Origin of the sequence: Clostridium yunnanense (assembly GCF_016595795.1) — a bacterium.
Classification (GTDB): domain Bacteria; phylum Bacillota; class Clostridia; order Clostridiales; family Clostridiaceae; genus Clostridium_AR; species Clostridium_AR yunnanense.
In genome coordinates this window covers 81,468-104,386 of the sequence record NZ_JAENHN010000023.1, presented here as the reverse complement: position 1 = coordinate 104,386, position 22,919 = coordinate 81,468, and the positions used below count along the sequence as shown (strand labels likewise).

The following is a 22,919-nucleotide window of genomic DNA, read 5'->3' as shown; positions in this document are numbered from 1 at the left end:
CAATGGGGTTCCAGAACTCCTGCTGCAGAACCCCTAAGTCCTCCCAAACCTAAGTTTGAGAGGACTTAAAACACACCTAAAAATATTAACAAAACCTGCAACACCTATTGTAACAGGCTATTTCCGCTCTATTCTAACAACGCACTCAACATGACTAGTCTGCGGAAACATGTCTACAGGCTGCACTTTAACAGTTTTATAGCCTAACTCTTCAATTATAGCTAAGTCTCTAGCCAAAGTACTTGGGTCACAAGATACATAAACTATCCTCTTTGCATCTATTGAGGTTATAGCTTCTAGCAGCTTTCTATCGCAACCCTTTCTTGGTGGATCAACCACTACAACATCTGCTTTTATCCCTTTATCTATTAGATCAGGTATTACCTTTTCTGATTCCCCTGTAAAGAACTCTACATTATTTACTGAGTTTTCTTCCGCATTTATCCATGCATTATCTATAGCTTCTTTTATTATCTCTACTCCATATACCTTCTTAGCTTTTTGAGAAAGGAATAGTGTTATAGTTCCTGTTCCGCAGTAAGCATCAAAGACAGTTTCTTCTCCTTTAAGCTCTGCAAATTCTAAAGCCTTAGAGTATAAAACTTCAGTCTGTGTAGGGTTTACTTGGAAGAAAGATAAAGGAGATATATTAAATTTAAACTCACCTATGTAATCACTTATAGTATCCTCACCCCATAAAGTTATGGATTCTTGTCCAAGTATTACATTAGTGGCTTTATTGTTTATATTTTGTATTATACTTTTTATTCCTGGTACATTGTCTTTTATTATATTTATAAATTCTTCTTTATGAGTCAATACTTTTCCGTTGGTCACAATCACAACCATAACTTCATTTGTCTTAAAGCCTCGTCTTATCATTATATGTCTTAGAACTCCACCTTCGTCATAATTTCCATCAACGAAGTATGGTCTAATCTTATAGTCCTCAATCCACTTTCTAGTAAGCCTTACTATTTTATCAGCAACTTCATCTTGTATATGGCAGCCTTCCATATCTATTATCTCGTGACTTCTTGGAGCAAAGAAGCCTATAGTTAGCTTTCCATTTTGAAGACCAATAGGGAGCTGAACTTTATTCCTATATCTATAAGGATTCCCCATACCTATTGTATCCCTTACGATATCACTATTTAACTTTCCTATCTTTGTAATACAATCTTTAACTCTCTCAGTTTTAAAGTTAAGCTGTTCTTTATATGATGTATGTTGAATTCTACAGCCTCCACATCTCTTATATATAGGACAAACAGGATCCACTCTCTCTTTTGAGCTTTCTAAGGTTTCTATAATCTTACCATAAGCATAGTTCTTTTTTACTTTTATAGCTCTTACTTTTACTTTCTCACCTTTTAAGGAACCTTCCACAAACATAGTAAAGTTTCCCTCTAGCTTAGCTATACCTTCGCCTTCATAACCTTGTGCTACTATATCTACAATATATTCTTTATTTTTTTCTATCATTAAAACTCACCTCAGTGTAATTGCTTTATAATTTTCATTATTGTCTCATAGTAAAGAGTTTATAAACATTTATTTTATAAATCCTAACCATGCATACTTATAAATTGTCCTTTAAATAAGGCTTTATGTCAACATAATTTATAAATACTACTTTTTATACTAAAGGACTGAAGATATGCGGTTTAATTTGACACATTCTTCAGCCCACTATAATATCGATTCATCTACTAATGAAAACATATAATTTAGTATTTGACAATTAATTTATCTTACAGTCTGTATGTATAAGGTTAACTTTATCTTTCTACAAAAGTCTCACACTGTGTGCTTAATTGACTTACTGAATGCTCTCCATTAATAAGAACATTTGGTGCATGACAATTTTCATTTTCGTTATATACACATCTTACAGCTCCACATTTTATACCAGGACTTACTGCTATCTCATTACCTGAAAATACTTGCATAAGCTCGCCAGTATAATTAGTATTAGTCATACTCATTACTGCATTCTTGAAGTTTTTTTCAGCAAAAGTAGAGCATATTGTTCCTTCTGAGCTATGTGCATTATTTCCTTTTATATGAATCACTCCAGCAGTACAAAAAGCACCTGAAACATTATTTACACAATTTTCAGCATTACAACTAAGCTTCGCCATATTAATCTCTCCTTTTTTTAATATAACGATAGTTTTATCATTTATATTATTAAAAATTCGCTAAAGCGATCTTCTTTAGTGGATTTTTTGCGCATCACCCTTTTCTGAGCGTATGTGAAGAATCTTACAGCGACATATTTTCTTTTTTTATTCTTTAACTTATATTACGTCCTAAACCTTTTCACATAATTATGGATGTACTACAGATATAATTAAGGTATAAATTGCAAAAGAGTGAAAATTTCTTTTTTATTGGAAAATAACGGTCAAGGGTTCTAATATACCACTAAAAGATGTATAATAAACCTAAGTAAAGGATTTCACAAGATTCTGAATTTAACAAATGTTATCTTTTAGGGTATTAAGGGGGAGTGTATCTAATGGTTATCTTTGGATTGCTTATATCTGTATTACTGATTATTAGCGCTGTAGCTATAAAAATCTATGTCGTATTCCGATATTTCAAACAAGAAGAAAATGCACTTAACATGTCTAATCAAAGCGAGACTTTATCAGTTCACCATAACTTAAATGAGAAAGAATTTATCTCTGATGCACAAAAAGAAGAGATAATACAACAATATAAGAAATCTGAAAGTGCAAGAAGGTTAACTGAAGAAAAAGAAGCTTTATGGAAATTGAGAGATTTAAAGATACTTTCTGATAAAGAATTTAATGAAAAGATGTCCATATTAGAGGATTTGCATAAATGCGGAAAAATATAAAAAGCTTCTAAACCCATTGAAATATCTATATTTAACTAACTTCAAAATTTTAATTTTCTGTAAAAAAGACAAGCTTTTTTCAGTATTGTTTCTGAGGCGCTTATCTGCATCGGTGATTCCTATACAATAAAAAAAGCGCACCTATATTACTAGGTGCAAGATTTACAGGATCAGTTGCCATTATATCCCTATTATTATTTTCACATATAATAGAAAAAATATACAGAAAAAAAGGAAAAATTTATTTTTAAATTTGTAAATTTTCTATTAACAAAATTAATATAATGATACCTTTTTGTAAATTTTTATAATTTGCTATGTAAAAGACAAGTTCTTTTTCATTGTAATTTGTATAGGCTTTGCTTTCATGAGTGATTCCTAAAACATAAAAAAGTCGCTGAAGCGACCTTCTTCAGTGAGCTTTTTTTCACATCTGCCTTTCCGAATGTATATGAGGAAACTTACAGGCGAATATGATTTATTTTTTACTGTTTATCCTAAATAGCTGTTCTAAACCTTTGGTATTTCTAGGTTTAGCTTTTAAAAATTTTATAGTTTCCTATAAAGTAAAAAAATGAGTGCAATTTGCACTCATTTTTATGTTAAAAATTATTCAACAACGCTTATCTTTAATAGGTTTGTTGCTCCAACTTGATCAACAGGAACTCCAGCAGAAATTACTACAGTATCTCCACTATTTAATAAACCTCTAGCTTTAACTGTCTTAACTGAACCTTCTATTATTTCATCAGTGCTTGTAGCTTTTTCAGCAACTATTGGATATACACCAAAGCTTAAAGCTAATTTCTTAGCAACTCTTTCGCTTGGAGTAACTGCAAATATAGGGCAATCTGGTCTGTTTTGAGAAATTCTCATAGCAGTAGCACCAGTTTGAGTTGAAGTTATTATTGCAGCAGCCTTCAATTCATGGGCAGCATTACAAGCAGCTCTGCTTATAACACCAGCTATTGCAGGCACATGCTTCTTAGCTGTTGAAACTGCTAATTCGTAGCTTAACTTCTTTTCAGTTTCTTGTGCTATTCTAGCCATTGTTTGAACTGATTCTACTGGCCAGCTTCCGTTTGCTGATTCTCCTGAAAGCATTATTGCATCTGTTCCATCAAGTATAGCATTAGCTACGTCTGATACTTCTGCTCTTGTTGGTCTTGGGTTTCTCATCATTGAATCAAGCATTTGTGTAGCTGTTATAACTGGCTTACCAGCTGTATTACATTTTTCAATTATAAGCTTTTGTACTGAAGGTACTTTTTCTATTGGAATTTCAACTCCTAGATCTCCTCTAGCAACCATTATTCCGTCAGAAACAGCTATAATTTCATCTATGTTGTCAACGCCTTCTTGATTCTCAATTTTTGAGAATATTTGAATATCACTTCCGCCGTTTTCTACAAGAACTTTTCTTATAGCTTCAACGTCAGCAGCTTTTCTTATGAATGATGCAGCAACAAGATTAACTTCTACTTCACATCCAAACTTAAGATCAGCTATATCCTTTTCTGTCATAGCAGGAAGCTTTATAGCAACTCCTGGTACATTAACACCCTTATGAGTACCAACAACACCAGTATTCTTAACCACACAGCTTATTTTGTTTCCTTCTACAGATGTTACTTCAAGTCCTACAAGACCGTCATCTATTAAAATCATATTTCCTGGCTTAACATCATTTCCTAATCCAGCATAAGTAACTGAACATTGAGTTGTGTCTCCAACTACATCTCCACCTGCATAGATTGTGAATTCTGAACCAACAGTTAATTCAACCTTACTTGGTTCAAACTTTCCTGTTCTTATTTCTGGTCCTTTAGTATCAAGCATAACAGCGATTTGCTTATCATACTTCTTAGCTAACTCTTTAACTGAGTTTATTCTTCCTCTATGTTCTTCATGGTCTCCATGGGAGAAGTTGTGTCTTGAAACATTCATTCCTGCTTCAATAATTTGTGATAAAATTTCCTCTTTTTCACTAGCTGGTCCAATTGTACAAATAATTTTTGTTTTTCTCATGAAAATACACTCCCTCTTTCTTTTTAAACCCCAAATACATGTTGTTTAGTGACATCTAAATTCTTCTTTAGCGTCTTAATCTATCTATTAAAACATGACATTGATTTATCTAAATGTTAGTAAAAACTATCTAACTATTATAGATAAATCGATTAAAAATTCACTTACCCTAAAAGTGACCTTCAATTTGGCATGTATAATATACTCTTAGTATTACTCTAAAACAATTGCTAATGCGCTTTTCATTGATGATTTTTTCTTACGCATCTGCCTTTTCTGAACAAGTGTCCACAAATATTGGCAAGCAATAAATATTTATTATATAAACAATATTTTCATTTACGTATATATAAAGCTTTAAACCCTAAATAAAACTTTAAACAGACGCAAACTACATTCTATCATATAATTACCTTAAAATGAAATATATTTTAATATGAAAGTGCAGATGCTATATCATAAAGCTCATTATCAAACTTTCTTTCCATAGCTAAAGCTTCATCTATATCCATATCCATTACTTGGTTGTTCTTTATACCAACAACTCTACAAGTCTTACCTTCAAGTAGTAATTCAACTGCTCTAGCTCCCATTCTTGATGCAAGAACTATATCTGATGCTGATGGACTACCACCTCTTTGTATATGTCCAAGTATTGTAGCTCTAGTTTCTAATCCTGTAACTTCTTCAATATGCTTAGCTAACTCATCAGCTCCACCAACACCTTCTGCAAGAAGTATAAGATTATGCATCTTTCCTTTAGCCTTGCCTTCAAGTATTGTTTTGCATAATTCATCTTGGTCAAATCCTTTTTCTGGAACTACTATAGCTTCAGCTCCACCAGCAAGACCTGCATATAAAGCTAAATCTCCACAGTGTCTTCCCATTACTTCTACAACAGAAACTCTTTCATGTGATGTTGAAGTATCTCTTAATTTATTTACTGCGTCTATAACTGTATTTAAAGCTGTATCAAAGCCTATAGTATAGTCTGTGTAAGCTAAATCATTATCTATTGTTCCTGGAAGACCTATTGTTTTAACACCAAGCTTAGATATAAGCTTAGCACCTGTGAATGATCCATCTCCACCAACAACTACAAGTGCATCAACACCATAAGCCTTCAATATGTTTGCAGCTTTTTTTCTTCCTTCTTCTTGTTTGAACTCTTCACATCTTGCAGTTCTTAGGATTGTACCACCTCTTTGGATAATATCAGATACGCTACTTCTATCCATCTTGAAAAGTTCTCCATTTATAAGACCTGCGTAACCTCTTTTTATACCCATAACTTCTAATCCATTATGTAAAGCCATTCTTACTACCGCTCTTACAGCAGCATTCATTCCTGGTGCATCTCCACCACTTGTTAAAACAGCAATTTTTTTCATAATATTTCCTCCTCCACACATTGTGGACACTTTGAGTCCCACCCGTGCTAAATATTACCCACATTTATTAACTAGATTAATTTTACATAAAGTACGAAGATTTTTCAATGTCAAAATTAGAAAATTAGTCAAAATATCTTTATAAAGTTTAACTTCTTAACATTTGAATATTCTGATAAATCTTATTATCTGTACTCCAATTAAATTCATCCAAGTAAATTCTAACTAATATTTTCACAATTTTCAATGTTTTTGTGTTGAAATATAGAAATAATTGACGAAACATTAGGGATTGATACAAATTATTATATCCTTTTTGTGTTTTTTTTATATCTAGTTAAAAAATAATTGAAATTCTTTAACTTAATCTTAAAATTTTTTCAAAAAAAAAGTCTAAGGAACACCATATAGCTAAAGCTTCCTTAGACTGTTAAATTTATTTAACAATTGAATATATTAATTTCACTTAAAGACTATTATTAAAATTAAGTGGTTATACAGGAGATGCTCTATGAGCGAGCTATTAGAATCAAATGATTTTTTCAGATGGAATGGCGTTAATAAACTGTATTGTTCGAACGTAGTGAGTTTACAGTTTTAGCCATGGAATATGAAGAAATCATATTAATTCTTTGCGAATGCTCATCAATGCATCGGATGAATAACCACTTAATTTTGACCCAGTGTTTTAATAGCACCTAAATTTAATCCACAACTTTTATATTTTCATCCCCAAAATATCCCCTTAATGTTGATAATATATCACCATCTAGTGATACCCAAAGATCTTTACTTAACCTAAAGTTTTGTCTTTCCTTTTCTGAAAAAATGTAAACTGGAGTATCTCCCTTAAATGGTTCTAGTATGCTTTTTAAAAGCTTATTTACTGTTCTAGCTTTTTCATTGTCCTGGACTCTTATATATATTTTTGAAGAATTCAACTTTTCGAGAGGCTGTATCTCCTCACATATTAGCTTTGGGAGTTCATCTTCTTTTAAACTCACTCTTCCCCTAACAACAACAAGAGAGTCTTCATTTATAAGGCTATTTACTTTTTCTAAAGTCTTAGGAAAAACTATTACTTCAATTATACCACTAAGATCTTCAAGTTTTATAAACGCCATAATTGTATTATTTCTAGTTACTTTCCTTGAAACTTCAGATATTATGCCTCCAAGAACAACTCTTTCACCATCACTTACGGATGAATTCACTATAATTTTAGTGTCTATTGCTTCCCCCAGAGTATCCTCTTCCAAAACTTGATTGTGAGAAAGCAGTATTTTTTCAATCCTCATTGAAGTTTGAAGCTTTAAGCTCTGGGCATACTCATCCAAGGGATGTCCTGTGATATAAAGACCTGTCATCTCTTTCTCCATAGCTAAAAGATATTTTTTATCAAATTCTTTTATTTCAGGATACTTTATTGTTGGTGCATCAAAAGCAGAACTTTCTTCATTTCCAAATAAACTTATTTGTCCATCTATATTTCTTTTTCTTTGATTGCCTATACTATCTAGTACTTTTTCATAAACTGCAAGAAGTCTTGATCTGAATAACTTGAAGCAGTCAAAAGCACCAGCCTTTATAAGACTTTCCGTTGCTCTTTTATTTATTGTCGTAAGATCTACTTTGTTTGCAAAATCAATAAGTGATTTAAAATGTCCTTTTTCCTGTCTTGATTTTACTACACTATCCACTACATTCATTCCTACATTTTTTATAGCTGCAAGTCCGAATCTAATAGTATCTCCTTTAACCGTAAATTTAGAGTAACTTTCATTTATATCTGGTGGCAATACTTGTATTCCAAGACTTTCAGCAAAGTTAATATAGTAGGCTACCTTTTCATTTATACCCATAACTGAATTTAACATAGCCGCCATATACTCCACAGGATAGTACTTCATAAGGTATGCAGTTTGAAATCCTACTACTGCATATGCAGCCGCATGACTCTTATTAAATGCATACGAAGCAAAATCCATCATAGAATCAAAAATTTTGTTGCCTATTTCTTCAGATATACCATTTCTAAGACATCCCGGAACTTCAATTTCTCCGTTTTCATCCACAATTCCGTAGATGAAGTTCTTACGTTCTTCTTCCATAACCTTATGTTTTTTCTTAGACATAGCTCTTCTAACAAGATCGCTACGTCCCATTGAATACCCACCGAGTTTTCTAACTATCTCCATAACTTGCTCTTGATATACTAAGCAACCATAGGTAACCTTTAGAATCGGTTCTAAATGTGGAGTCAGATATGTTATCTTATCAGGATTTTTTTTATTCTCTATGTATCTTGGTATTTCAGCCATAGGACCTGGTCTATAAAGTGATATTCCGGCTATTATATCCTCTAAAGAATCTGGTCTAAGTTCCTTCATAAAGGAGGTCATCCCTGCTGATTCTAATTGGAATACACCAACTGTTTTTCCTTCACCGAGCATCTTATACACATCTTTATCCTCAAAATCCACTTTATCGAGGTCTATGTCTATACCACGGTTCTGCTTAATCATATCTACAGCATCTTTCATTACTGTTAAAGTTCTAAGTCCTAAGAAGTCCATTTTTAAAAGACCAAGTTCTTCAAGGGTACCCATATCAAACTGCGTTACTATATTATCTTCATTTCTTTGTAATGGAACATACTCTACTAAAGGTCTCGAAGCAATTACTACTCCAGCTGCATGAGTAGAAGAGTGCCTTGGAAGCCCTTCTAATTCCCTACTTATATCTATTAATTCTTTTACTCTTGGATCATTATCATACTCACTTTTTAGTTCAGGATTTAAATTCAATGCCTTCTCTATAGTTATCCCAAGCATTGTAGGTATCATCTTAGCTATTTTATCAACCTCACTATAGGAATAGTTCATTGCTCTTCCTACATCTCTTATACAGCCTCTTGCAGCCATAGTACCGAAGGTTATAATCTGAGAAACATTCTGTATTCCATACTTTTCTACTACATAATCGATAACTTCCTGACGTCTTTCATAGCAGAAGTCACTATCTATATCAGGCATGCTTATTCTCTCTGGATTTAAAAATCTCTCAAATAGCAAACTGTATTTAATTGAATCTATCTTTGTAATTCCAAGTGTATACGCTACTAATGAACCAGCTCCAGAGCCTCTTCCTGGCCCTGTAGGTATTCCATTCTCATTTGCAAATCTTATAAAATCCCACACTATCAAAAAGTAGTCTACATATCCCATTTGATTTATGACAGATAATTCATAATTTAATCTATCTATATAAATCTTAGCTTCTTCATTTATTTGTCCAAACTCTAGTATTCTATTTAAATCAAATTCCTTATTTAAGAAGTCATTGAACACTTCGTATCTTTCAATCAGCCCTTTAAAGCAGACCTCCGTCATGTATTCAAAGGGATCAGTTCCTTCAGGCAATGGAAACTTAGGAAGCTTTGATGTATGAAATTCATAATCAAAATTACACTGCTCAGCAATCTTTTGGGTATTCTCCAATGCTTCTGGAACATAAGAAAACATATCCCACATCTCTTCAGATGATTTTAAATAGAACTGATCTGATGGATACCTCATTCTATTCTCTTCTTCTACAGTTTTACCAGTCTGTATACAAAGCAAAACATCATGAGATCTGGAATCTTTCTTTTCTATATAGTGAACATCGTTTGTTGCTACCAGAGGTAAATCTAACTCTTTAGCTAATTCTATATTCATATCATTAACTTTTCGTTCATCATCAGTTCCATGATACTGTATCTCAAGATAAAAATTATCTTTAAAGGTTTCCTTGTAAAATAATGCAGCTTCTTTTGCTCTTTCCCTATTTCCGTTTAATAAATTTGATTGAACTTCTCCACCTAAGCAAGCACTTAGTGCGATTAATCCTTCACTATGTTCACTTAAAAACTTATGATCTGTTCTAGGTTTGTAGTAAAACCCATCAGTAGATGCTTTTGATACTATCTGCATCAAATTTTCATAACCTTTTTCATTTTTTACAAGAAGAACAAGATGATATGTTTTATTATCTGAGTCGATATTTTTTATATACATTGACTTAGGCACTACATAAACTTCACAGCCTAATATAGGTTTTATCCCTACGTTCTTTGCTGCTTTATAAAAATCAACACATCCATACATTACTCCATGATCTGTTATAGCTATACTATCCATTCCAAGGTCTTTTGCCTTAGCTACTACCTTATCTATCTTTCCTGATCCATCTAGCAAGCTATATCCAGTATGGAGATGAAGATGAGTAAATTTCTTATCACTCAACCCAGTATCCTCCTTTTTGTTTATACTAAATAACCTTTTTTAATTTCAACACGGTGCGCTAACAGCACCTTAATTTAGTGAAAGTGTAACTTTGTATTTTATCTATTTTTATCAAAAACTATTCTTATTAAAAGTATCGTGTAACTATTATAACTCTACTTTATTGACATGTACATAAGCAGTAGATTCTCTAAACTTATTTGCTGCTTCTTCAGGCGAAATAACATTTATATAAACTTCAGTACTCATCTCAAAACCCGCAAAAAAACTTCCTCTTGGCAATATATCAATATATAAATGGTGGTAACAATTACTATCCTTATAAATGTAATAACATATATTAAGAGGTATATCCCCCAGACTTTCATATATTATCTTAAACACATCTTCAAACAATCTCGAAAGTTCATCTATTCCATATTCACTGAATGTTTCTTCAAAAGAACCTTTATGGTGTTTATATGCTATTCTTAGTTGATATTGAAGTGAAGATCCATATGGCGCATAAACTATATAATTACCTCTATCTAATATGATTCTTTTTACTGCAAGTAACTCTGATTCAACTTCTTCGCATACCTTACAATAGTTGTCATCTAACACCTTACTTTGAGGAGTAAAATTCAAGGCAACAATTTGGGAATGTGGATGTTCTAAAGAAGCCCCACCTTCCCTACCATAATTCTTAAAAATCTGTAAATACTTTATATCCTTATCACTAAAACATTTGTCAGCTACATCCTTATACGCAACAAATATATCTCTCCACTTTTCCGCCTTATATTGATAAAGTTTTATATTGTGCTTTGGCGTTTCAATAACAACATAGTGATAACCCTTAATTGTATCACCATCTTCTATTACAGTAGGATATTTATTTTTAACAACTCTAACACTCCAGTTTTCATCCCCTACTTTGAATATTTCATATGGTGTTTCAGATTCATTTCCTTTACAGAATGGACATTCACTATGGTTATATTGTAATTCAGAACTAATATGTTCTTCCTGCCTATTCCTATTATCAATAGGTCTAGCCCTTCTATTTGTAGCTATTATCACTTGCTTACCAGTTAGATTATCTATTCTTATCTCATTCATATAATCCTACTCCTTATAATTATGGACACTTCTATATATCTCCATTGCTAAAACTAGATTATTTTAAGCACAATGCTTTAAAAAACGAAAAAATTGCTATTATTACATTATAGCAATTTTCTCAACTTTCATGAATTTAGGCATTTATTTTTTTTATTATTTTATAGATAAATTACTTCCTACTTGAAACTTATAAAAATAAAAATTCGTAGAACCATCGAATTCTTTATTTTGAGTCTAAGAATTGAAGTAGTTTATTTATACATTTTTATCTTCTTTAATTTTGTTCACTCTTTTATATACTTTCAGTCCTACAAAAGCTATTCCACTTAATATAACTAGATATGGTAAAGCACTTGCTATAATCAACACAAAACCTTTTAATAGTGCTCCTAAGGATATAATTGATTGTTTAAAATTATAAACTAATTTTTCTCCAAATCCTTTAGGAGCCTTATCAACAGCTTTTATCTCTTCAACTTCATTTATATTTATAGTTAAAGAGGAAAATTCAACCAGGTTATCCCATTTCTTGAGATTTCCAGTTAATGATTCTATTTGATATCTTATATTAGACAGTTGTTGCTCTATTTCAAAAACATCCTTAAGTGATCCTGATTTTTTTAATAGTTCTAATAACCTTTCCTCTTGAACTTTTAAAGAATTGACTCTTGCCTCTGTGTCAAAATAAGATGAAGTAATATCCTCACCCTTTATAGATTTAAATATAACCGTCCCATAATTACCTGTATCACTAATAAAGCCATCAAATTTATCCTTAGGTATTTTTACTTGAAGCTTTGCATTTCTAGCCACAAATTGTTCCTGCCCCACTGTTTTCTTACCATCTATTGATGAGTTTTCAATGTACCCGCCCAACTTTTCAACTGCCTTTGTAATGGAGCTTATACTTTCATCAAATTTTAAACTTTGTATGGTCAGTTCTCCGCTTTTTATTATTTTTCTTTGTTCTGCAGCTTTAACATCATTTTTTTCATTGCTATCTGCATTACTTTTACTTTGATCAGTACCTGCTCCATTCTCAGCTCCATTTGCTTGCCCCACAGTACTATTTTTTGCTTTTGCTGCTTCATCACTGGTTACACTTAACTTTCCATCATTGCTACTTTGAGGTGCACTACTACTTGATTTAGATGTACCCATATCTTTTTTAGAAGAAGAACATGACGTCAGCATTACTGATGAGCTTATAATTAAAGCTGCAACAATTTTAAAAAGAACTTTTTTTCTCATGACACTACCCCTTTATATTTTATTGCTTATTGAAACCCTTTAAACTATAGATAACTCAAACTAATATAATCAAATCTGAATATTCTGAAAACAATATCATCTTACTTATATATACGATTTTATTTTAATAAAGACACCATAATTACAAAATTTATTAATATTTTATTAACTAGTTCATATTTTTTCAATATTTCATTTTCCTGTACAACAAAAATAGGATTAGGTATAAAAAGTTCATGCCTTTTATTCCTAATCCTATAACTTTTTTATTTTAAATTTGCCCAGATCTTATTTCATCCGCAATCTTTTCTATCTTTCTTAATCTATGGTTTATTCCTGATTTACCTACAGGTGGATCTAACATTTCACCTAATTCCTTCAGTGATTCATCAGGATATGATAATCTAAGTTCTGCAACCTCTCTAAGATTTTTAGGCAATCTTGCGAGCCCTATCTGTCTTTGTATAAGTTTTATGCTCTCAACTTGTCTTACAGCAGCATTCACAGTCTTACTCAAATTTGCAGTTTCACAATTAACTAGTCTATTTACGTTATTTCTCATTTCTTTCATAATTCTTATATTCTCGAGCTCTAATAAAGAAGAATGAGCACCTATAACATTTAATAAATCTACTATTTGTTCACCTTCCTTGATGTAAACAATATAACTATTTTTTCTTTGAATAACTTTTGAGTTAAGTGCAAAGGTATTAATTACATCTCTTAGGTCTTCTGCATATTCTAAAGAATGGGTAACTAGTTCGAGATGGTAGTTTTTCTCAGGATTACTAATGCTACCGCCCCCAATAAATGCTCCTCTAACATAAGCCTTTCTTTTTTCTTCATCTGAAATAAGCTCTTCATCTATTCTATAGTCAAGGGTAGTCATTCCATCTACTTCTTTTAAAATACCAGTTTCTTTTAATAGTTCTTTAACACCCATCTCCTCGGTTATAAGAACCATATAAATATTATTCTTTTTTAGTGAATTACTTCTCTTTACCATAAGCCTAGAATGTATGGTGAAGTGATCCTTTAAAATTGTAAAAACAAGTCTTGCACACGCTGGATTTTCTGTGGTTATCTTAAAGCTTATCTGTCTGCCACTAAAAGCCAATGTTCCGCTGACTTTCATAATCGCAGATAACTCAGCTAAGGCCTCAGCTTTGCTTAAATCAGTATATCTGCATATTTCTCCTTTAACCTTTGATGAAAATGACATAAATACCCCTTCCTTGCTACTTTTCCTTTAATCTTTGTGATAAGTACATATATTCTAGTATCTTTTTTCTATCATACAGTAATTTCTTTTCCATCACTGTCTGCATTATTATCTCAGCTAATCTTTCTGAATCATGTCTTATGAGTCCTTTATTAATATTTACCAGATTAGCTTTTACTACCTCTAACCCCATTCTTTGTAATTCTAATAAATCCAGTTCAACTATCTCCGATCCATCTTCCAAGTATTTCTTTTTAAGGTCATCTGATATATTGTCCACATTAGCAATTACACAATCAACTGTATCTTTTCCACAATAGTCATTTAAAGTTTTTATATGATCTGATACTTTAAATCCATCTGTTTCTCCTGGCTGAGTCATTATATTAGATACATAAATTTTAAAGGCCTTGCTTCTCTTAACAGCATAAGTTATTTCTTTTACTAACATATTAGGAATGACACTAGTATACAGACTTCCTGGCCCTAATACAATGGCATCGGCCTCTCTTATAGCATTTAGTGCGTCATCTAGAGGCTTTGCATCCTCAGGTATTATAGACAACTTCTTTATCCTAGTTTTATTCTCATAGGCAATCTCAGGAATCATTGATTCACCTTCAACAATCTGCCCGTTTTCTAATTCTGCTTTGAGCTGCATATTCTCCAAAGTCACCGGCAAAACCTTACCAGTCACTGCAAGTACTGAGCTCATTTTTTGAACTGCGTCTTCAAAATTATCAGATATTCCATCCATGGCTGCTAAAAATAGATTACCAAAGCTTTGGTTTTTTAATCTACCATCAGTAAATCTATATTGAAGCAAATCTTCCATAAGTGGTTCTGTATCAGCAAGCGCCAATATACAGTTTCTTATATCTCCAGGAGGAAGAATCCCTAAATCCTCACGCAGATCTCCGGAACCTCCACCATCATCTGCAACAGTGACTATTGCAGTAATATTAGATGTATAATACTTTAAACCTCTAAGCATAGTAGAAAGTCCCGTACCTCCACCTACAACTACAATCTTAGGCCCTTTTACTAAAAGTCTCTTTTCGTAGATAAGATTTTCTATCTTTTCGTTATCGAAAGAAACCTTTATATATCCTTTATTCATTAACGCTATTACAGCTCTTATACCTTCTGTTACCGATACATAAATTATGAAAATTCCTGTTATATTTAAAAAAACAAAAAACACCTTATACGGAATATTATAAATCTTATGTTGCACTAGTTCATTTAGACCAAACGCTATAAATAGAATACCTAATATTGCATACACTATCCATCTTTTAAGTTTAATTCCTGGCTTTAGCCAATCTATTAGCCTCATAGCTTTTTAGCTCCTCTGTTAACATCTTCGTTAACATCCCTATGCTCAATACTAGCCTTAAATCCATCACTATTTAAAGTTTCACAGATTGCATTAGCTATAGCTACTGACCTATGTCTTCCTCCAGTACAACCTATAGATACGATAAGTTGTCTTTTACCTTCCTTTGCATAGTTAGGAATTAAAAACTTAAGCATATCCTCTATCTTTAACATAAAATCTTTAGTCTCAACCTTTTCTAATACATAATTCTTCACCGGCTCATCATTTCCTGAGAAAGGTTTAAGCTCTGGTATATAAAACGGGTTAGGTAAAAATCTTACATCAAATACTAAATCAGAATCCATAGGAATACCATATTTAAAACCAAATGATACTACAGTAATTGACAACGGTCTTTCAGTTGTAGTTCCACTACCATATAAAAGATTTAGCTTTTCTCTTAAATCTCTTATTGCATATTTAGAAGTATCTATTATGTTGTCTGCTCTATCCTTTATTTCTCTAAGCTTTTTTCTTTCTTCTTCTATTCCATTTATAACTCTTCCATCTGGAGCAAGTGGATGACTCCTTCTAGATTCTTTGAATCTTTTCACAAGAACATCATCTGAAGCTTCTAAAAATAATATCTCATATTTAAGTTCATTCTCTTTTAGTGAATGAAGTGTTTCAAATAAATCATCAAAAAATATTCCACCTCTTATATCCATTACAAGAGCTATTTTATCAATTTTCCCATCACTTTGCTGACACGCCTCTGCAAACTTACTTATAAGCTTTGGAGGTAAATTATCTACGCAAAAGTATCCCAAATCTTCTAAACTTCTTGTTGCTTCTGTCTTACCTGCTCCAGAAAGACCAGTTACTATTACAAATCTCATAAACATCCTCCTCGCTAATTTCTTCCAGTCACTGACTGAGAACCTATTATAATTTTAAAGTTATCTAAGGATTAAAGTGGCACATCTTTTGATGTACCACTCTATAAGCAAACTTATATCTTCTTAGTCTCTTTTGAAAACATTGAAGTGCTTGAAAATCACTTAGTTACTTAACCGGCACATTACGCTTAACTGTTAACTTATCTATTGATTATTTTATTTTCACCATAATCTTGAAAAATATATAAATTAAATTTCCGTAGATATCTCTACAGTAAACAATTATGTTAAAAATCAAATCAATATTCTTATATATCTAAATGCAAATTATAAATTATACAAAATCCTTAGAACAATGATTTTCCAATCAGTATAACTTATACTCACTTAATATAGATGTCCTTATATATTAAATTATACCACATATTATCACTTTTATAGATATACAATTTTCATGTTAAGGTATGTGTTTAAAATTACCAGCACTTATTTATGGTTTTAGCCTTGTTCTATCCCTTGGAAACAAAGTAGCTTCTCTTATATTATTAATTCCTAAAAGTTGGGCTGTTAGTCTTTCTAACCCTATTGCTAATCCACCGTGTGGGGGCATACCATATTTAAATGCATCAAGATAAAAATTAAAGTCTTCTGGATTTAACCCTTTATATTTAATATTTTCTATAAGCTTTGAATACTCGTGAATCCTTTGGCCCCCTGTAGTTATTTCTACTCCTCTAAATAATAAGTCAAAGCTTCGAGTCCCAAGCTCTCCTTTAGGCATTGTATACATAGGTCTTTTACTTCTAGGATAATCTGTAATAAATATAAACTCTGAATTAAGCTCTTTTTTTGCATACTCACATATCTGTTTTTCTGCTGAAGGATCTAAATCTGTGGTAAGGTCCTCACGTGAATATCTCATTTTTAGTATTTCTATAGCCTCTGACAACGTTATTTGTGGTATTTCTTCCTGTATTTCAGGTACAGATATACCTAAAGCGTTAAGCTTATCGCTAAAATTATCCTCTATCTTAGCAAGTATGAATTTCAACATTCTTGTTTCTAATTTTATAAGTTCTTGTTCATCCTCTATAAAACCTAGTTCTAAATCCATGCTAACATATTCATTAATATGTCTTGATGTATTATGCTCTTCTGCTCTATAAACATGACCAATCTCAAAAACTCTCTCGTATCCTGACGCAACCATCATCTGTTTATAAAATTGAGGACTCTGAGCCAAATAAGCTTGCTTCTCAAAATACTTAACCTTAAATAGTGCAGTCCCTCCTTCAGCCCCCTCAGCAACGAGTTTAGGTGTATATATTTGAGTAAATCCTTCATTTATTAAAAACTCAGCAAATCCTTGTGAAAGCATTGCTTGAATCTTAAATATATAGTTATTATTCTCATTTCTTAAACTTAGTACTCTATTATTTAGTTGAGTTTCTAGATTACTTTCAATCTTACTGGTATTAATAGTTATAGGTAATTCTTCCTCTACTAAATTCACTGTATTAATCTTTTCTACTTGAAGTTCAATATCCCTAATGGAATTCTTTCCTTCTACTACAGTTCCCCATATCTCTAGTATTGATTCTAACTTTATCCCTTGCATTTCAAACTTATCATTTTCTATCACACACTGAATCATACCACTTCGATCTCTAATAACTAAAAAACTTACTTTGCTTAAGCTTCTTATCTTGTGAAACCACCCTTGAATTTTAACTCTTTCTCCACTTTTAAGTTCACTGATTAATGTTCTTTCCATTACTATTTCCTCCTCTTTATTTAAGTTTCCTGGATAATGAAAAAGTCGCTGAAGTGACCTCCTTCGGTGAGCTTTTTTTACGCATCTGCCTTTCCTAATGTATATGAGGAAAATTTGGCGAGCGAACAAGTTTTATTTTTTGCTGTATAGCAATAAAAAACTTTCAAAAGCATTGAAATCTCTAGGTTTAACTACTTTAAAAACATTATAATTCTCTATACAGCAAAAAATCCCTTGAATAAATTCAAGGGACGTTAAATACGCGGTGCCACCCTATTTAGCTTTATACTAAGTTAATCAATTTCAAAAACCTGGAAGGAAAATAAGTGTTATTTTTTTACTGTATAGCCATAAAAGGCTTCTAAAAGCATTAAAATATATATGTTTAATCAGCTTAAAAATTTCATACTTTTCTATACAGTAAAAAAAACTCACTCCCAAAGGAGCGAGTTTTATACTCACGGTACCATCCTAATTAACTTAACAAAAGCTATCTCTACAATATAACGGTCTTTACCCGGCTCAGCCTACTAGATAAATCTTTCAGCATTGCATCTCAGAGATGTCCTTCAAAATGTATCTTAACATGGGCTTACACCATCCCCACTCGCTTAAGTTATTATTACACTTTTACTTTTCTCTTCATTGATTTTATTTCTATTGATTATACACCACTTGTTATTAATTGTAAATACGGATTTTAATTACAAGTGGAATATACTTCAATTAGTATTTAATATATTATCCCAAAGTCTTAGAATATCTATTCTTTTTTCGAGCAACTGAAAGGATAAATAAAATTCCTGGTATAATAAATTGTAATGGCACATGTACATATAAGGGTACTATATCTAACCCTATATGAAAATGTTGTATTGGATTAACCATCAGATAGTAAGATAATACTATCATTATCATTCCAAGAACTACTGTTAAAAAGCTTCTATACCTTATATCCACTTCAAAAACACTCATTGTCATTTCTACTGAGCAATAAAAAAATATAAGAATTTTATAAAACCCACCTAACATTAATAGTAATATAGCAAGAACATCAAGCCTTTGTATAAAGGTCCCAATCTGTATGCTACCAACTGTTTTCAGCACTGGGAATATTGATAGTTCCACAACAGTTGCTGAAATTATTGCTACATTAATAGCTGATGTCACAGCTAATATCAAACCACTAATTACATTTGAGAAAAGTGCTATTTTTCTTATTTGATGTACGTCCTTATCCTTTACATTACTATATATATTCATAAAAGTTAGAGTTTCACCATAAGGAACTGCTATAGCTAACGGAAATAGTACTTTTAGAATAGGTTCCCATCCATATTCTAATACAGGCTCTAATCTTTCTATTTTGGGAAGCTTATTAATAAATGCAAATAAAAAAAGTATCACTATAGTAAACATAACAACTTTATGTAACAGTACAGCCCCTCTTCCCATCGCTTCTACACCTAAATAACTGCAATATATGACTGGAACACTCATAATAAATATAACCATTATATTTGGCGTCTGAGGTAATGCAGTTGATTTTATAATAATCCTAAAGTCATTTATTACTCTGTTTGCGGTATATAAAAAATATGCTATGTATAATAATGCTATAAGCTTACCTAATTTTCTACCGAGAAGTTCTTCTAATATTTCACTTAAGTTATTTCCTTCACTTTTGTTAAATATGCTAAGATAAACACAAGTCAATATGGTTCCAAAAGCCATTCCTATTAATATAACAATCCAAGCGTCTTGTTTTGCACTTGTTGCTAAAGGTATGGCTATGGCACTTCCAAGTTGGAATAAAATCATCATCCTAAGAAATTGTCTCGAACTTATTTTATTATTCATAACACACTCCTTAATGCGAAGGCTTAAGTGATTTCGTAGTAGTACCAGTGCCTGTCACTTCTACTTTAACATTGTACTCAACAGGAAGAGTAGGAAATACCTTATTCCAATCCTTTGAAATACTCTTCCATAAATCTAATCTCTCATTCTTAATTATCTCTCCAAATCCGAATATATCTGTTTGGAATTGAGTTTGTATCTCTGTTGTAGATTTGCTAAATCTTAATTTTAGATATTCTTCAGTCTTCTTTTCTATTTGTGTTACAGTAGCAGGTTTATCTACGGGTATAATTCCCATAGCTTCCGTAATAGAAGCTTTTATTTTTATATCCACCTTTATTTTTGGTTTTCCCATTACCTCTTCAACAATTACTTTTCTACTCAGTTTTTCAGTAGAAAGATTAACAAACTCATTAGGGTCTTCCCATGGAACCATTATTAAAAATCCCTTTGAGTCACCTATTAAAATATTTATTAATGTACTCTGAGGGTCATTCAACCACCCTATCAATTTATCTCCTTTAAATGCAGCAATTGGACCAATTTGTATGTTTGATGGAACATCTACATTCTCTATATTTTCTATGTTCATTCCTACATCACTATTGCCATGTACAAATATGCTGGTTAGTATTGGTTCGGCTCCCTCCTTTTGCAATGTTTCAATGAATTGAAATAATTTTACACTAGCAGTTGCAGCCCATATCTTTTCCGATACCTCTAAAGAAAAAAAGATTTTGTTTGCTGGTATTCTCTCCAAGGGAGTTAATATATTAAGCGCCTCTGTTGCTTTTTCGCCCTTTACTACCGTTAGATAAAAATCACTTCTTATTTCAGTATTTCTTAGTAAATAGTCAAGTGTTTTTCCAATACCTTCTCTAGCTAAGTCTTCTCCAAACACTAATAATCTTAGATGTCCTAGGAATATATTTCTAGGAATCTCCAGACTTAATCTTCTTACAGCCTCCTCTATAGTTTTTCCTTCCATTCTGTAGGTTGTTACAGGAGTTCCTTCTGAATTTCTACTTAAAGCAATGGAACCAGGGTTTAGTATTTGAACCGTTACTAAATAATTTTCATCTTCTTTATCTATACCTAGAGCTGTTACAATAGATATTTGTGAAGGCTCTCTCGCCCCCCAGCATCCTACAAGACTTACACTTATTAGAATTATGCTTATCAGTTTAAAAATCAGTTTCATATCCATCACTTCTTAAATATATTTTTAATTAACATTTTAATAACTTTAGTTATCCTAGAATCGTTGGCTATATTTTTAGGAGCCATAGTTTTCGGCGCAACAGGTTCCATATAAGGAGTTCCAAAACTTTGTATGCTACATAGATGAAATACTATAATTATGACTCCACTAATTATTCCAGGTAGTCCAAGCACAGCTCCGAGAATTAGTATTAAGTATCTTAATAATCTTGATGCATTAGCCATAATATAATTAGGACATACATATGTTGCTATAGCGGTTAGCGCAACTAATATTATTAATATTGGTGAAAAAATACCCGCTTCTATAGATGCCTCTCCTAAAATTAACGCTCCCACTATAGATATGGTTGGTCCAACAACTCTCGGCATCCTTACAGCAGCTTCTCTCAAAATATCAAATATTATTTCCAAAGTAAAAGTTTCAAAAGCTATAGGAAAAGGCACGCTCTGTCTTTGAGCTGCTATGCTTATATATAAAGCGGTTGGAATCATCTCTTGATGAAAAGTTAGTATAGCACAGTATACTCCCGGGGTTAATAAAGCCATCACATAGCTTATAAATCTAATGACAAGAATAAAAGTCCCCATATAATTTCTTACATAAAGTTCTTCTGTTGTTTGAAAAAAATTAATAAATACTGCTGGAAGCACTGATACAAACGGTGTACCATCTACTAATATAGCTATCTTTCCTCTCATTAAAGCTGTAGCTACAAAGTCAGGTCTTTCCGAACTGTATATAGTAGGAAATGGTGAAACTTTATTGCCTTCTAAATAATCTTCTACAACTGAGCTACCTACTACAAATTCTATATCTATATTTTTTAGTTTGTTTCTTACTTCATCTACAACTTTGTCATCACATATTTCTTTTATATAAACCAGCGACACATCTGTCTTAGAAACAGTTCCTATTCTAAACTCTTCAAATACTATATTTTTATTCTTCACCCTTCTTCTTACCAGAGCTGTATTAGTTCTAAGTGTTTCAGTAAAGCCTTCTTTTGGCCCTTTAATTACAGTCTGAGTGCTTGGTTCTTCAATGCCTCTTTGAGCCCAATTTTTGGAGTCTATTGAAATACCTTTATTGCTACTATCTATTAGCAAAGCGGTCTCTCCTGCTAGTATGCTCTCATATATCTTTTCCATATCATTTACTTCATCAATTTCACCAAAGGCCAGTGAATTTTTTTTTATAAGCTCAAACCAATCTATATTTTTACTATTAGGTAGATTTAAATCGGACATTCTTACATCTAGCATAAGTGCTTTTAAAATAAGGCTATTTACTGTATCATCATCAGAAAGCCCGTCTATATATATAATTGATGCATCAATCCTTTGATCTTTTCCTATGGAGAATTCTCTAATTACTAAATCATTGCTTGACCCAAGTGTATCCCTTATGGTAGTTAAATTTTCTTGAAGTTTAGAACTAATCTCACTCATAATATCTACCACCAAATGCTATTATTTGTAATTAAATTTCCCTAAAAAAAGAGCTTATATACTATCAATAGTATATAAACTCTTTTATGTTAGAAAACTTATATGGATGTACCACTTCGTAATAAAACTTATTATTTTTAAATTCTCTCACCAGAAGCCGTGAGAGTTTTAAAAATAGATTGCGGTTCGAAGTGGTTCATCTATAGATGAACCATTTCATAATTAAATTTATATTTTCAAA

15 protein-coding genes and 1 other annotated feature are annotated in these 22,919 nt (G+C 31.9%); of the genes, 1 reads left to right on the top strand and 14 read right to left on the bottom strand.

Going from position 1 to position 22,919, the window contains the following annotated elements; genetic code table 11:
• Positions 1 to 117: 117 nt before the first annotated feature.
• Together rlmD and JHL18_RS06915 are read right to left on the bottom strand one after the other, a co-directional pair.
• Positions 118 to 1,485 (bottom strand): 23S rRNA (uracil(1939)-C(5))-methyltransferase RlmD, encoded by a 1,368-nt coding sequence (rlmD, locus tag JHL18_RS06920; RefSeq protein ID WP_200267464.1) that lies wholly within the window; start codon positions 1,483 to 1,485, stop codon positions 118 to 120.
• Positions 1,486 to 1,781: 296 nt separating this feature from the next.
• Positions 1,782 to 2,144, bottom strand: a complete 363-nt coding sequence (locus JHL18_RS06915; protein ID WP_200267462.1) for a DUF1540 domain-containing protein — start codon at positions 2,142 to 2,144, stop codon at positions 1,782 to 1,784.
• Between the two features lie 380 nt (positions 2,145 to 2,524).
• On the opposite strand from JHL18_RS06915, the gene JHL18_RS06910 reads away from it, so the two are divergent.
• On the top strand, positions 2,525 to 2,869 hold the full coding sequence (locus JHL18_RS06910) for a hypothetical protein (RefSeq protein ID WP_200267460.1): 345 nt from the start codon (positions 2,525 to 2,527) through the stop codon (positions 2,867 to 2,869).
• Positions 2,870 to 3,478: 609 nt separating this feature from the next.
• Here JHL18_RS06910 and pyk read toward each other — a convergent pair.
• The 12 genes from pyk to JHL18_RS06850 form a co-directional block, all read right to left on the bottom strand.
• Positions 3,479 to 4,897 carry a pyruvate kinase gene (gene pyk, locus JHL18_RS06905; RefSeq protein ID WP_200267459.1) on the bottom strand — a complete coding sequence of 473 codons (1,419 nt, stop codon included), beginning with the start codon at positions 4,895 to 4,897 and terminating at the stop codon, positions 3,479 to 3,481.
• Between the two features lie 431 nt (positions 4,898 to 5,328).
• On the bottom strand, positions 5,329 to 6,288 hold the full coding sequence (pfkA, locus tag JHL18_RS06900; protein WP_200267457.1) for a 6-phosphofructokinase: 960 nt from the start codon (positions 6,286 to 6,288) through the stop codon (positions 5,329 to 5,331).
• A 704-nt stretch (positions 6,289 to 6,992) separates the two neighbouring features.
• Positions 6,993 to 10,574: a DNA polymerase III subunit alpha gene (locus JHL18_RS06895; RefSeq protein WP_200267455.1), complete on the bottom strand. Its 3,582-nt coding sequence runs from the start codon at positions 10,572 to 10,574 to the stop codon at positions 6,993 to 6,995.
• Between the two features lie 147 nt (positions 10,575 to 10,721).
• Positions 10,722 to 11,675 carry a galactose-1-phosphate uridylyltransferase gene (locus tag JHL18_RS06890; protein WP_200267453.1) on the bottom strand — a complete coding sequence of 318 codons (954 nt, stop codon included), beginning with the start codon at positions 11,673 to 11,675 and terminating at the stop codon, positions 10,722 to 10,724.
• Positions 11,676 to 11,933: 258 nt separating this feature from the next.
• A complete protein-coding gene (locus JHL18_RS06885; protein ID WP_200267451.1) occupies positions 11,934 to 12,929 on the bottom strand; it encodes a DUF4349 domain-containing protein in 996 nt (331 codons plus the stop codon).
• A gap of 271 nt (positions 12,930 to 13,200) precedes the next feature.
• Entirely contained in the window at positions 13,201 to 14,151 is a 951-nt protein-coding gene (gene whiA / locus JHL18_RS06880) for a DNA-binding protein WhiA (protein ID WP_200267449.1), read from the bottom strand.
• A 16-nt stretch (positions 14,152 to 14,167) separates the two neighbouring features.
• Positions 14,168 to 15,490, bottom strand: a complete 1,323-nt coding sequence (locus JHL18_RS06875; RefSeq protein ID WP_200267447.1) for a gluconeogenesis factor YvcK family protein — start codon at positions 15,488 to 15,490, stop codon at positions 14,168 to 14,170.
• Complete coding sequence (gene rapZ, locus JHL18_RS06870) at positions 15,487 to 16,371, bottom strand: RNase adapter RapZ (protein ID WP_200267445.1); 885 nt, start codon at positions 16,369 to 16,371, stop codon at positions 15,487 to 15,489. The genes JHL18_RS06875 and rapZ overlap by 4 nt, the downstream gene beginning before the upstream one ends.
• A gap of 490 nt (positions 16,372 to 16,861) precedes the next feature.
• Entirely contained in the window at positions 16,862 to 18,145 is a 1,284-nt protein-coding gene (aspS, locus tag JHL18_RS06865) for an aspartate--tRNA(Asn) ligase (RefSeq protein WP_200267443.1), read from the bottom strand.
• A 438-nt stretch (positions 18,146 to 18,583) separates the two neighbouring features.
• Positions 18,584 to 18,800: a binding site (T-box leader), on the bottom strand.
• Between the two features lie 86 nt (positions 18,801 to 18,886).
• Positions 18,887 to 20,005, bottom strand: coding sequence for a GerAB/ArcD/ProY family transporter (locus JHL18_RS06860; protein WP_200267441.1), 1,119 nt, complete (start codon positions 20,003 to 20,005; stop codon positions 18,887 to 18,889).
• Between the two features lie 10 nt (positions 20,006 to 20,015).
• On the bottom strand, positions 20,016 to 21,206 hold the full coding sequence (locus JHL18_RS06855; RefSeq protein WP_200267439.1) for a Ger(x)C family spore germination protein: 1,191 nt from the start codon (positions 21,204 to 21,206) through the stop codon (positions 20,016 to 20,018).
• A gap of 5 nt (positions 21,207 to 21,211) precedes the next feature.
• Positions 21,212 to 22,678 carry a spore germination protein gene (locus tag JHL18_RS06850; RefSeq protein WP_200267437.1) on the bottom strand — a complete coding sequence of 489 codons (1,467 nt, stop codon included), beginning with the start codon at positions 22,676 to 22,678 and terminating at the stop codon, positions 21,212 to 21,214.
• Positions 22,679 to 22,919: the final 241 nt, after the last annotated feature.

Coding starts and splice junctions, on each gene's coding strand:
- rlmD (WP_200267464.1), bottom strand. CDS start 1,485: ATGATAGAAAAAAATAAAGAATATATTGTAGATATAGTAGCACAAGGT.
- JHL18_RS06915 (WP_200267462.1), bottom strand. CDS start 2,144: ATGGCGAAGCTTAGTTGTAATGCTGAAAATTGTGTAAATAATGTTTCA.
- JHL18_RS06910 (WP_200267460.1), top strand. CDS start 2,525: ATGGTTATCTTTGGATTGCTTATATCTGTATTACTGATTATTAGCGCT.
- pyk (WP_200267459.1), bottom strand. CDS start 4,897: ATGAGAAAAACAAAAATTATTTGTACAATTGGACCAGCTAGTGAAAAA.
- pfkA (WP_200267457.1), bottom strand. CDS start 6,288: ATGAAAAAAATTGCTGTTTTAACAAGTGGTGGAGATGCACCAGGAATG.
- JHL18_RS06890 (WP_200267453.1), bottom strand. CDS start 11,675: ATGAATGAGATAAGAATAGATAATCTAACTGGTAAGCAAGTGATAATA.
- JHL18_RS06885 (WP_200267451.1), bottom strand. CDS start 12,929: ATGAGAAAAAAAGTTCTTTTTAAAATTGTTGCAGCTTTAATTATAAGC.
- whiA (WP_200267449.1), bottom strand. CDS start 14,151: ATGTCATTTTCATCAAAGGTTAAAGGAGAAATATGCAGATATACTGAT.
- JHL18_RS06875 (WP_200267447.1), bottom strand. CDS start 15,490: ATGAGGCTAATAGATTGGCTAAAGCCAGGAATTAAACTTAAAAGATGG.
- rapZ (WP_200267445.1), bottom strand. CDS start 16,371: ATGAGATTTGTAATAGTAACTGGTCTTTCTGGAGCAGGTAAGACAGAA.
- aspS (WP_200267443.1), bottom strand. CDS start 18,145: ATGGAAAGAACATTAATCAGTGAACTTAAAAGTGGAGAAAGAGTTAAA.
- JHL18_RS06860 (WP_200267441.1), bottom strand. CDS start 20,005: ATGAATAATAAAATAAGTTCGAGACAATTTCTTAGGATGATGATTTTA.
- JHL18_RS06855 (WP_200267439.1), bottom strand. CDS start 21,206: ATGAAACTGATTTTTAAACTGATAAGCATAATTCTAATAAGTGTAAGT.
- JHL18_RS06850 (WP_200267437.1), bottom strand. CDS start 22,678: ATGAGTGAGATTAGTTCTAAACTTCAAGAAAATTTAACTACCATAAGG.